Genomic DNA, 11,120 nt, shown 5'->3' on the forward strand with positions numbered 1-11,120 from the left:
GGCGAAGGCCGGGATCCAAGTTTGCCGGCACCCCCTACACTCAACCGCAGTCGTATACGGCCCCCACCCCACCTTGCCGTAAAATGCACTCGTGCTCACCACGGAGGACACGATGCAAACCGACAACGACGAAAACCTGAAAGCGCACCTGCGCAGCCTGCACCGCCACCTGCAGGAGACCGCCGACGTCGACCCGGAGCTCGAAACCCTGCTGCGCCAGCTCGACGGCGACATCGACAAGGTGCTCGACCGCCGTGCCGAACAGGAATTCGACAACAACACCTTTGGCCTGTCCTCGCGCACCCAGGAACTGGCCGCCCGCTTCAATGTCCGCCATCCCAAGGTCGCCACCGGCCTGCGCGAGCTCGGCAATATCTTGTCGAACATGGGCATCTGATGCGCTGAAGCAGCACAAGTCATTGATAGTTAAGCCATTTTCCGGGGAGGGGAGCTCCCGGGGAGCGCTTTTCCGGTAAAATACCGGCCAATGAACTCCCCAGCCAATCTCTTTGCGAGCGTTCCCAAGCGCTCCAGCCGCGCGCCCGCCGCGCCTTTCCTCCCGATGTCCCGCGCCGAAATGGACAAGCTCGGGTGGGATTCGTGCGACATCATCCTGATCACGGGCGACGCCTACATCGACCACCCGAGCTTCGGGATGGCGCTGGTCGGCCGCCTGCTGGAAGCGCAGGGCTACCGCGTGGGCATCATCAGCCAGCCGGACTGGACCTCGGTCGAGCCCTTCCGCGCGCTCGGCAAGCCGAATCTGTACTGGGGCGTTACCGCCGGCAACATGGATTCGATGGTCAACCGCTACACGGCCGACCGCAAGATCCGTTCCGACGACGCCTATACCCCGAACGCCGAGCCGAACAAGCGTCCCGACCGCGCCGTGACCGTGTACTGCCAGCGCGCCCGCGAAGCCTTCCCGGGCGTGCCGGTGATCGCCGGCAGCATCGAGGCCTCGCTGCGCCGCATCGCCCACTACGACTACTGGTCGGACAAGGTGCGCCGCTCGGTGCTGTTCGAATCGAAGGCCGACCTGCTCATCTTCGGCAATGCCGAACGCGCGCTGGTCGACGTCACGCGCCGCCTGGCCGCGGGCGAGAACATCAAGGACATCCGCGACCTGCGCGGCACCGCCTTCCTGGTGCCGCACGGCTGGCTGCCGGACCCGGAGTGGAGCGTGCACAACTCCACCCGCGTGGACGTGCCGGGCCGCATCGACGCCCACCCGAATCCCTACGCGATGGCCCAGGAAGATACCAAGGCCTGCGCCACCGAGAACGCCAAGCCGGAACCGGAAGTGAAGCCGGTGGTGATCATGACGCGCGAGGAGCGCCAGGCCGCCGCCCGCGAGAAGGCGCGCAAGACCGTGGTGCGCCTGCCTTCCTTTGAAACCGTGAGCGAAGACCCGGTGATGTACGCGCACACCTCGCGCGTGTTCCACCTGGAGTCGAACCCTGGCAATGCGCGCGCGCTGGTGCAGCAGCACGGCGACCGCGACGTGTGGCTGAACGCGCCCCCGCTGCCCCTGGCGATGGACGAGATGGACAACGTCTACGACCTGCCGTATGCGCGCGCGCCTCACCCGAGCTACGGCAAGGCCCACATCCCGGCCTGGGAGATGATCCGCTACTCGGTCAACATCATGCGCGGCTGCTTCGGCGGCTGCACCTTCTGCTCGATCACCGAGCACGAAGGCCGCATCATCCAGAGCCGTTCCGAGCCTTCGATCCTGCGCGAGATCGAGCTGATCCGCGACACCACCAAGAACTTCGCCGGGACCATCACCGACCTGGGCGGCCCGACCGCCAACATGTACCGCCTGGCCTGCAAGGACAAGAAGATCGAGGAGTCCTGCCGCCGCCTGTCCTGCGTCTACCCGACCATCTGCAGCAATCTCGGGACCGACCACAGCAAGCTGATCTCGCTGTACCGCAAGGCGCGCGCCATCCCCGGCATCAAGAAGATCCTGATCGGCTCGGGCCTGCGCTACGACCTGGCGGTGCGCTCGCCGGAGTATGTGAAAGAGCTGGTGACCCACCACGTGGGCGGCCTGCTGAAGATCGCGCCCGAGCACACCGAGCAGGGCACCCTGTCGAAGATGATGAAGCCGGGAATCGGCGCCTACGACGAGTTCAAGCGCCTGTTCGACAAGTACTCGATCGAGGCCGGCAAGAAGCAGTACCTGATCCCCTACTTCATCGCCGCCCACCCGGGCTGCACCGACGAGGACATGCTCAACCTGGCGCTGTGGCTGAAGAAGAACAACTTCAGGCTCGACCAGGTGCAGACCTTCACGCCGACCCCGATGGCGATGGCGACCACGATGTACCACTCGCGCAAGAACCCGCTGGCCAAGGTCACCGAGGATTCGGAAGTCGTCGAGACGGCGAAGAGCGGCAAGACCCGCAAGCTGCACAAGGCCTTCCTGCGCTACTACGATCCGGAAAACTGGCCGATCCTGCGCGACGCCCTGAGGCGCATGGGCCGTTCGGACCTGATCGGTACCGGCGAGCGCCACCTGATCCCGCCGGCCGGCGCCGAGTTCGCGCCCGAGCACAGCGTCGTGCGCGACCGCAAGCGCATGCCGGGCGCGCCGATGACGGAGCGCGAAGTGGGCAAGCGCGGGCCGGACGGCGGCCGCCGCATGGGCCGCGACAAAGTCCAGGTGCGCGTCGAGCGTGCCCCGGCCGCGGTGGTGGCCGCGTCGTCCAAGTCCAAGCCGTCGATCCTGTCGACCATCAAGTCCAAGCCCAAGGCGGGGCGCAAGTAGGGTCGGCGGGTTTCCCGCCGACGCGGTGATAGCCAAGGGCTCCGTTGTCGCGTACGAACCGGCAGACGAGGCGTGAACGCGTCGGCGGCGGAGCCGCCAACCCTACGTGTTCAGCGCGCGTCGCCGCTTTCGAACAGTTCGCTGGCCATGCGCGCGAGGTCGTTCATACCGCCACCCGCATCCAGGTGCGCGCGCAGCCAGCCCGCCTGGCCGCCATCCTTCATCAGCTGCTCGATCACCTCGCAGGCCTTGCCAAAGCCCGGATCCTGCGAACGCCTGGCCAGGCGCGCCAGGTCGGCGCGCACCGCGTCCGCGATCGGCACCGCCGTATCGGTTTCCGGATCGATGTACTCGCCCCCCACGCCGTCGCGCGCCGCGATGAAGCGGTTCCAGGTGTAGAGCTCGCGGCTGGTGTTGGCGGGCCAGCGTCCCGGCTGGTCGGCGAACTCCAGGCACAGCTCGCGCGCATAGCAGGCCAGGGCCGCCGCGTAGATCGGCTTGAGCGGCGTGTCCAGCACGCGCAGCTCGATGGTGCCGTATTCCGGCTTGGGCCGCACGTCCCAGTAAAAGTCCTTGATGCTCTTGACGATCCCGTGCGCGGCGAGGCGGTCGAAATGCTCGCGGAAGTCCTGCCAGCTGCGGATGTGCTCCGGCTGGATGCCGCTCATCGGGAAGGCGCTCACCACATTGCTGCGCGAGCTGCAGAAGCCCGAGTTCTCGCCCTGCCAGCAGGGGGAGTTGCTCGATAGCGCGATGAACAGGGGCGCGCGCTGGGTCAGCCAGGCGCACAGCCGGGTCGCCTCGTCGGCGTTGCCGGCGCCGATGTGCACGTGCATGCCGAACACGGTGAACAGCTTGGCCAGGTAGCCGAACTTGCGCTCGGAGGCGAAGTAGCGCTCCTTCGGATAGATGCGCTGCTCGTTCCACTTCTGGAAGGGATGGGCGCCGCCGCCCGAGATCGAGGCGCCCACCTCGAAGGCCGCGCGCTGCACCGTGCTGCGGATGTGCTCCAGCTGTCCCGCCGCTTCGTCGAAGGATGTCAGGATCGAGGTTGCCACCTCCAGCATCGAGGTGGTGATTTCCGGCGTGTGCACCCAGGGCTTGTCGTGCTTGTCCAGCAGGCGCAGGATGTCCGGCGCGGCCGGGAACAGGTCGAAGGTCAGGCGGTCGAGCACCATCAGTTCGAGCTCGATGCCCATGGTGCCCAGGGTCGAGGGCTTGAAGTCGGGCAGGAAGGCGGGGCCTTGTCCAGCGACAGCCTGTAACTGCGCTGCCTGCGCCTGTTCGTCGGACGGCAAGGCGCCGATCGCTTCCTCGTTGATCAAGAGCCCAGACTTTGATCCATTCATTGTGCGCCTCCTCGGTAGGTTTCGCCGGCCAGGCGCAGGCCCAGCCAGGTCAGGCCGGGCGCCAGCAGCACGTTCAGCGCCAGCAGGATGTTCATGACGGCCGTGGACGCGGGGTCGAGGCCGGTGTAGGCGTTCAGCGAGTTGTCGACCACCAGGCCGCCATAGCTCACCAGGGAGCACATCGACAAGGCCATCGCATGCTTCTTGCGCTCGCTCCAGGCGGTCGCCGGCCACAGCGCCAGGCGGGTGGCGGCGATGCGCACCGCGAACACCACGCAGGCCGAGACCCAGACCCAGCCTTCCAGCGCCAGGCGCAGGTCGACCAGGGCGGCCGACATCAGGAACAGCAGCACGTAGCCGATGTCCTGGGCCGTCTTGAGCTGGGCCTGGAACACGTTGTCGCGCTTTTCGGCGTTGCGCAGCAGGACCCCCATCAGCAGCAGCGAGAGCAGGGCGCTGGCGGACGAGATCGAGCACAGGCCGAGGTCGATCAGCAGCGCGGCCAGCAGCATCCCGGGCCGCATGGTGGCCGGCACCTTGCACAGGCGGGTGGCGAGGGCGTACACGCCGTAGGAGAAGGCGGCGATCACCGCGCCCAGCACCAGCTTTCCGCCCTGGCGCACCAGTTCTTCCCAGAAGCCGGCCGTGGCGTCGACGCCGTGGCTGCGGGTCCAGGCCAGGGTGGCGCCCAGGGCCAGCAGGGCCACCAGATTACTGACGCCGACCATGTTGTTGGTGGCGAAGGTGCTGGTGCCGCTGGCGTTTTCGTCCGCCACCATGGAGCTGACGATCACGGGATTCACGGCGATCAGGATCGAGCCGATGAAGATGGCGGCGCTCCAGGGCAGGCCGAGCAGGGCCAGGATGACGGCGGTCGCGGCGCCGCGCAGGATGGTCGCCAGCACCAGGGTCAGTCCCTGCCGGCCGCTGCGCAGCAGCCAGGCCAGGTCCATCTTGCGCCCGACTTCGAACAGCACCAGGGCGGCGGCGGCGTTGAGCAGTTCCTGGAACTGGGTCAGCAGGGCGCGGTCGATCATGTCCAGGCCGGTGGCGCCCAGCAGCAGGCCGGCGATCACGGCGCCGTACAGCTTGGGCACCTTGAAGCGCTGCAGCAGCAGGCCGAGCACCAGGGCCAGCATCAGGCCGGCGCCCAGCACGGCCAGCGGCGACAGCAGCCAGATCGAGGTCGACAGTTCATCACTCATGGAGGGCCTCCCAGGCATGTGCCAGCGCGTTCAGTTCGCGCTCGATCAGCGCGGCGCGCTGCTTCGTCAGTTCCTGCGCGCGCTCCGACGCGCCGGCCGGTGCGCCCGTCGTGAGGTGGGCGCGCACGATGCCGCCGTCCTTGGGCAGGGGGATCCACAAGCGGCCCTGCACGGCATTGGCTTCCTTCCACACGGCGACGAACTTGGCGCCGGTGCGGGCGCCGGCCACGCCGGGTTCGAGCAGGGTGAAGGGCTGCAGCCATTCGGCGTTCGGGAAGCGGCGCGCCAGCTGCACCTGCATGGCGCTGCGCTGTTCCTGGCGCGCGTCGTCGCGCGAATGCGGCAGGTGCAGGCGCGCCTGGGTGTTGACGGCGGTCTGCAGGCTCAGGCAGGCGCCATCCTCCAGCCAGCGCCAGGTACTGCCGTCGAGCGCGCGCGGCTTGTCCTTCGATGCGGCCAGCCAGGCCTGCAGCAGGGGCGACGGCGTCGCCAGCCTGCCGGCGTCCAGCGCGCGCACGGCGCCGGCGATCTCGTTCCAGTGCGCGGCTTGCCAGGCGCGGGTGGCGGCCTTGCCGGAAGGTTCCCAGCGCCACAGCACGGCGGACCATTGTCCCTCGGCGTTGCGCCAGACGGCGGCCGCCTGCTGCAGGCCCGCATTGCCCGGATTGGTCAGCAGGACCTGGCCGGACGCCGCGTTGTTCCATGGCGGGACCGCCGTCGAGACCGAGCGCGCCAGCTGGTGCCAGGCGAGGGCGGACGCGGGCAGGCAGGCGTTGGCCGCGGCCGGCGCCGGGACCGTGGCCCAGTACAGCATTTCGACGTGCCCGCTCCAGGCGCAGCGGCGCAGGCTGGGCTGGCCCAGCCCGGACAGGGCGGCCGCGGCGGGGACGGCGCATTCGCGCGGATAGGAGCCGCTCAGGGCCTTGAAGTCGGCGGCGGCGGGGATGGCCTGCTTGTCCGCGCCTGGTTTGTTTGCACCCGCATGGGCCAGGGGGAGCGCCAGCACGCCTGCAAGCAGGAGCATGCCGGTGGGGCGGGGGTGGAGCATGGCTGGTCGTGGAATCATCGGATGTCGGTCCCGGGGCGAACCCGGCCTGTGCTGATCGGGAAGCTGGTCTGCGCCGGCCTTGACGGGCGACGCGCCGCGGTCGCGCGGGCGCATCGATGGAAAGGATCAGGCGGTGGCGGGAGAGTGCCTACCGGTCGCCCGGCGAGCGACGATCCGGCTCAAGTATAAGCCAATATTCCATTTGTGCAAATGGTCTTGCAGTTTGTGTATTTACGGAGCTGGCCGGTTGTCCCCCGATTGACCTGCTACTTGGCCGCCTGTTCCGCATTCGGCGTCGGCGCCCCGCGCCGCTCGCGCGCGATATCGAGGTCGACGCTGGCCTGGCGCGTGCGCAAGGCCCGTGCGTAGCGGTGCCGCGCGCGCAGGCGCGGGTTGGTGACCAGGCGTCCCAGGGTTTCGCCGATCACCATGACCACGCCCAGCAAGGGCAGTACCAGCATCAGCCCCACCACGCCGGCCAGCGCGCCGCCCACGAAGATCATCAGCACCGTGACCAGGGGATGCACGCGCAGGCTGCGCCCGAGCGTGAGCGGCATGAACACGAAGTCGTCCAGCAGGCGCACCAGCACGAACACGCCGATCGCGCCATAGGCCACGAAGGGATTGCTGGGCGCGTCGGTCGAGGCCACGATCACCACCAGCACGCAGCCGGCCACCGAGCCGACGAAAGGCACCCAGGCCAGCACCGCCGAGATCAGGCCCAGCAGCAGGGGCGAGGACACGCCGATGGTCCACAGGCCCAGCGCCAGCACGGCGGTGTCGAGGACGGTGAGCTTGAGCAGGCCCTCGAAGTAGCGGCGCGCGGTCTGGTCGACCTCGTGCAGCAGGTAGAGCGAGCGTTCGAAGTAGGCGTTCGGCACGGCGCGCGCGAGGAAGCGCTTGAAGCGCAGGCCGTCGCGCAGGAAGAAGAAGGTGAGGAAGGGCGCCAGCAGCAGCGACGGGATCCAGGTCGCCACGCCCACCAGGATCTCGCCCAGGTGCTCCTGCGCGAAGTTGTCGGTATAGGTGCGGAAGGCCTTGTTGACGCTCGAGGTCAGGTGCATCTCGGCCAGCACCGGGAAGCGCGCCTCGAGCAGGGTCATCGTGTTGTGCACGAAGGCCACGCCGCCGTCCAGGTACAGGCCGATGGTCTTTTCCCAGGATTCTTCTTCCGGGCCGTCGTTCCACGAAAGCGCGGCCGCCAGGGCCAGCGAGGCGAGGGCGAAGAACAGCAGGCAGACCAGGAGGGCGGCGGCGTTGCGGCCGTAGCCGGCGCGCACCATGCGCTGCATCGGTCCCAGCAGGATGTAGTGCAGCACGGTGCCGAAGATGAAGGGCAGGGCCAGCCACAGCAGCTGCTTGACGACCAGCAGCAGCAGGCAGGTGGCCGCGATGATGCCGGTCCAGACCACTGGACCGGCGCGCTCCCCGTTGTTCATAGCGCTTCCAGCTGCGGCCGGCCGGTGCCCATCCATTCGCGCAGGCGGCGGCCGATGTGGCGCGCCAGCGCCAGCGAGATCTTGTACCCGATCACGGCGTCGGTTTCCATCAGGCCGAGGAAGTCGGCGCGGAAGAATACCGCCATTTCGCAGGGTTCGATGGCGCGCGCCTGGGCGTTGCGCGGCGTGTTGTCGAGCAGGGCCAGGTCGCCGAAGAAGCCGCCCGGCTCCAGCTCGGCCACCACCTGGGTCATGCCTTCGTGCAGGCGGCTGATGCGTACCCGGCCGCTCATCAGGAGGTAGAGCGCCTGGCCTTCCTCCCCCTCGTCGAAGACGATCTCGTCCTTCAGGTAGCGGCGCTCGTGCAGCAGGCCGTCGACGATCTTCAGTTCCAGCGGTGTCAGCGTGCTGAACAGCGCCGAATTCTTCAGGCGGTGCAAGCGCGGCGACATCTGTGTGGGCTTGAGGAAACCGAAAATCACGATCGCTCCAATGCAGGCAAGAATAAAAGTTGTCTGTTGATTATCCTCTAACGGCTGCTGCCGTGCATCAAAAAAGCGGTGATGCCGGAGCAGGTTGTCGCGGCTTGTCCAAAAGACTTCAAACGTGCGCGCCACGCGCATCGAAAACGTGTACCATAATTCCCTTGGGCAACATATGTTATATGGGTAATATCACTTTGCGCAGCCATTCTGCCTGATGCCAAGGCGTGACCTGTAAGGACCACAGTGATCGATACGCATACTTTTCTCCTGGCACTCGGCATTGGCAACGTCGCCTTCGCCGTGCTGATGGCGGGCTACACCTGGGGCGGCAAGCCCAATCCGGGCCTGCGCCTGTGGATGTGGGCGCGCATCGGCATGGGGCTGAGCCAGCTGCTGGGCTGGATGCGGCCCCAGGGGCTGGCGCTGCCGCCCGGGATCGAGGGCGTCGGCTGGATCCTGGCGGTGTCGGCCGAAGTGGCCGCCTACTGCCTGTTCTTCGGCTTCACGCGCTGGGGCCGGCTGCTGCTGCCGATCACCGCGCTGTCCTCGGCGGTGGTGCTGGCCGCCGGCACCATGGGCGCCAGCCACGGACAGCTGAGCACCCTGGTGGCGGGCGTGGTGGCGCTGTTCGCCGCCGTCATGGCCTGGATCCTGCTGCGCCCGCGCCGCTTCAGCACGCGCTTCGCCGCCGGCCTGCGCAGCGCCTCGCCGCTGCAGCTGATCATCGGCGTCAACGATGCGCTGTTCGCGCTGGCCGTGGCCTGGTCGGCGCTCGGCGGCATCACCGGCGATGCGCCCTTTGGCCAGGGCGCTTCCCACGAATTCGCCTACCTGATGGGCTACCTCCTGATGATCGTGAACGGCTTCGGCTTCCTGCTCCTGTGCAAGCAGAAGGACGATGCCGAGATGGCGCGCCTGGCCACCACCGATTTCCTCACCGGCCTGCCGAACCGCCACGCCTTCCTGGAGCGCGCCGAGCAGGCGCGCCTGGCGGCCCAGCGCCAGCGCCGTCCGCTGGCGCTCCTGATGATCGACATCGACCATTTCAAGCAGCTCAACGACCGCTGGGGCCATGCCAGCGGCGACGAGGCGCTGGTGGTGTTCGCCCGCACCGCGCGCGCCGTGCTGCGCGAGCACGAGACCATCGGCCGCCTGGGCGGCGAGGAATTCGCGCTGATGATGCCGGGGACCGGCCTGGAAGGCGCCGTGCAGGCCGCCCAGCGCCTGCGCCTCGCGGTGCGCGAGGCAACCGTGATCACCAGCGGGCCGTCGTACACGATGACGGTGAGTATCGGCGTGGTGGTGCTGGATCCGAACGAGGACCTGAGCGCGGCGCTGGCGCGCGCCGACCACGCGCTGTATGCGGCCAAGCGCGATGGCAGGGATCGGGTGGAGATCGGCCAGCCGGAATTGCGGCGCGCCTGATTGTCGTAGGGTTGGCGGTTCCGCCGCCGGCGCGTCGATTGTTGGCTGCTCTGATTTCGCGCCGGATGATCTCGCGGATAACGATCACCGCGTCGGCGGCAGAGCCGCCAACCCTACGTGATGAAACCGGAAATGGAAAAGAAAAAAGGTCTGCCGAAGCAGACCTTTTTCCTTGATGCTGGCGGAGCGGACGGGGCTCGCCCACGTGCCGCGGGCCGCGGATTCCCTTGCAAGGGAATCCCTTCGAGCCCCAAACCGTGTCTCCCGCAGGGGAGACACTCCTGCGCGGAAAAGAAAAAAGGTCTGCCGAAGCAGACCTTTTTCCTTGATGCTGGCGGAGCGGACGGGGCTCGCCCACGTGCCGCGGGCCGCGGATTCCCTTGCAAGGGAATCCCTTCGAGCCCAAACCGTGTCTCCCGCAGGGGAGACACTCCTGCGCGGAAAAGAAAAAAGGTCTGCCGAAGCAGACCTTTTTCCTTGATGCTGGCGGAGCGGACGGGGCTCGAACCCGCGACCCCCGGCGTGACAGGCCGGTATTCTAACCAACTGAACTACCGCTCCGTTTTACTTTGATCATTACTTCGATCAACCATCTGATGCGTGGTGGGCGCTGAGAGGCTCGAACTCCCGACCTAATCCTTGTAAGGGATCCGCTCTACCAACTGAGCTAAGCGCCCGTTTTCTTTATCAGAGGTTTCTGTCTGACGTTTGTCATCACGTCCGAAGAGGCCCGAATTATAGAGGCTGGGATTCGGGGTGCGCAAGGGTTTTTCGAAAAAAATTCAACAATACGTTTTTGACCTTCGCCAGCCTAGGCCTCGGCGGGGGGTATTTACACCTCGTACGGCAGGACAATCAAGGAAGATGCTACCAAGAAAGAGAACACACCATGCGGCGCTTTTCATGGCTTTAACAACCAAAAGTCTTATTTGAACATTTATCGTAAATCAGCGTTGGCACGCAAAAGACGTATGCGGTGTGGGCAAAATCGACATCAGAAATTTTGCATTGTCACTTAATGACCGAATGAACGATGTTTCTTGAAAAGACGCCCGTGCAACTGTTGTAAAGACAACTCATTGGGGCGGAATTTCCATATGTCAGCTCTTCCTTTCGCGCTACGCTGGCTTCGCCACTTCAGATGGCACGGCTCCGGCCGGTAACAGCAACGATACAGGCGAGCAATCGCTTGACGGAAAACCAAACATAAGGAAGAAGCATGAAGCACTCGCATTCGATTCATCCGGCAATGTTGAAACTCTGCGCAGCGGTCTCGCTGGCAGTCGCCTCGGTCTCGGCCGTGGCAGGTGTGGGTAACGGCATCCAGATCCAGGCCAAGGCGCCTGGCCTGATGGAAACCGACCGCATCATCGTGAAGTACAAGGACTCGACC

General features: G+C 66.4%; 8 protein-coding genes and 2 tRNA genes. 3 read left to right on the plus strand and 7 right to left on the minus strand.

What is annotated here, in order from left to right; all coding sequences use genetic code 11:
* The first annotated feature begins 112 nt into the window (after positions 1 to 112).
* Together KBW98_RS22540 and KBW98_RS22545 are read left to right on the plus strand one after the other, a co-directional pair.
* Positions 113 to 397 carry a DUF4404 family protein gene (locus tag KBW98_RS22540; RefSeq protein WP_211522411.1) on the plus strand — a complete coding sequence of 95 codons (285 nt, stop codon included), beginning with the start codon at positions 113 to 115 and terminating at the stop codon, positions 395 to 397.
* Between the two features lie 165 nt (positions 398 to 562).
* On the plus strand, positions 563 to 2,776 hold the full coding sequence (locus tag KBW98_RS22545; protein ID WP_211522418.1) for a YgiQ family radical SAM protein: 2,214 nt from the start codon (positions 563 to 565) through the stop codon (positions 2,774 to 2,776).
* Between the two features lie 110 nt (positions 2,777 to 2,886).
* On the opposite strand, the gene KBW98_RS22550 is transcribed toward KBW98_RS22545, so the two are convergent.
* From KBW98_RS22550 to KBW98_RS22570, 5 genes are all read right to left on the minus strand, one after another.
* Entirely contained in the window at positions 2,887 to 4,125 is a 1,239-nt protein-coding gene (locus tag KBW98_RS22550) for a YbdK family carboxylate-amine ligase (RefSeq protein WP_211522412.1), read from the minus strand.
* Positions 4,122 to 5,330 carry a cation:proton antiporter gene (locus tag KBW98_RS22555; RefSeq protein ID WP_211522413.1) on the minus strand — a complete coding sequence of 403 codons (1,209 nt, stop codon included), beginning with the start codon at positions 5,328 to 5,330 and terminating at the stop codon, positions 4,122 to 4,124. Before KBW98_RS22555 ends, KBW98_RS22550 begins: the two co-directional genes overlap by 4 nt.
* Complete coding sequence (locus KBW98_RS22560) at positions 5,323 to 6,378, minus strand: hypothetical protein (RefSeq protein WP_211522414.1); 1,056 nt, start codon at positions 6,376 to 6,378, stop codon at positions 5,323 to 5,325. Before KBW98_RS22560 ends, KBW98_RS22555 begins: the two co-directional genes overlap by 8 nt.
* A 266-nt stretch (positions 6,379 to 6,644) precedes the next feature.
* Complete coding sequence (locus KBW98_RS22565) at positions 6,645 to 7,817, minus strand: AI-2E family transporter (RefSeq protein ID WP_211522415.1); 1,173 nt, start codon at positions 7,815 to 7,817, stop codon at positions 6,645 to 6,647.
* Positions 7,814 to 8,299, minus strand: coding sequence for a cyclic nucleotide-binding domain-containing protein (locus KBW98_RS22570; RefSeq protein WP_211522416.1), 486 nt, complete (start codon positions 8,297 to 8,299; stop codon positions 7,814 to 7,816). The genes KBW98_RS22565 and KBW98_RS22570 overlap by 4 nt, the downstream gene beginning before the upstream one ends.
* Positions 8,300 to 8,545: 246 nt before the next feature.
* Here KBW98_RS22570 and KBW98_RS22575 point away from each other — a divergent pair, with 246 nt between their 5' ends.
* Entirely contained in the window at positions 8,546 to 9,727 is a 1,182-nt protein-coding gene (locus tag KBW98_RS22575; protein WP_211522417.1) for a GGDEF domain-containing protein, read from the plus strand.
* Between the two features lie 484 nt (positions 9,728 to 10,211).
* Here KBW98_RS22575 and KBW98_RS22580 read toward each other — a convergent pair.
* Positions 10,212 to 10,288: transfer RNA gene (locus tag KBW98_RS22580), tRNA-Asp, on the minus strand.
* A 40-nt stretch (positions 10,289 to 10,328) separates the two neighbouring features.
* Positions 10,329 to 10,404 (minus strand) — tRNA-Val (locus tag KBW98_RS22585).
* Between the last annotated feature and the right edge of the window lie 716 nt (positions 10,405 to 11,120).

Source organism: Massilia sp. ST3 (genome assembly GCF_018119405.1).
Lineage (GTDB): Bacteria > Pseudomonadota > Gammaproteobacteria > Burkholderiales > Burkholderiaceae_D > Telluria.

Coding starts and splice junctions, on each gene's coding strand:
- KBW98_RS22540 (WP_211522411.1), top strand. CDS start 113: ATGCAAACCGACAACGACGAAAACCTGAAAGCGCACCTGCGCAGCCTG.
- KBW98_RS22545 (WP_211522418.1), top strand. CDS start 563: ATGTCCCGCGCCGAAATGGACAAGCTCGGGTGGGATTCGTGCGACATC.
- KBW98_RS22550 (WP_211522412.1), bottom strand. CDS start 4,125: ATGAATGGATCAAAGTCTGGGCTCTTGATCAACGAGGAAGCGATCGGC.
- KBW98_RS22555 (WP_211522413.1), bottom strand. CDS start 5,330: ATGAGTGATGAACTGTCGACCTCGATCTGGCTGCTGTCGCCGCTGGCC.
- KBW98_RS22560 (WP_211522414.1), bottom strand. CDS start 6,378: ATGCTCCACCCCCGCCCCACCGGCATGCTCCTGCTTGCAGGCGTGCTG.
- KBW98_RS22565 (WP_211522415.1), bottom strand. CDS start 7,817: ATGAACAACGGGGAGCGCGCCGGTCCAGTGGTCTGGACCGGCATCATC.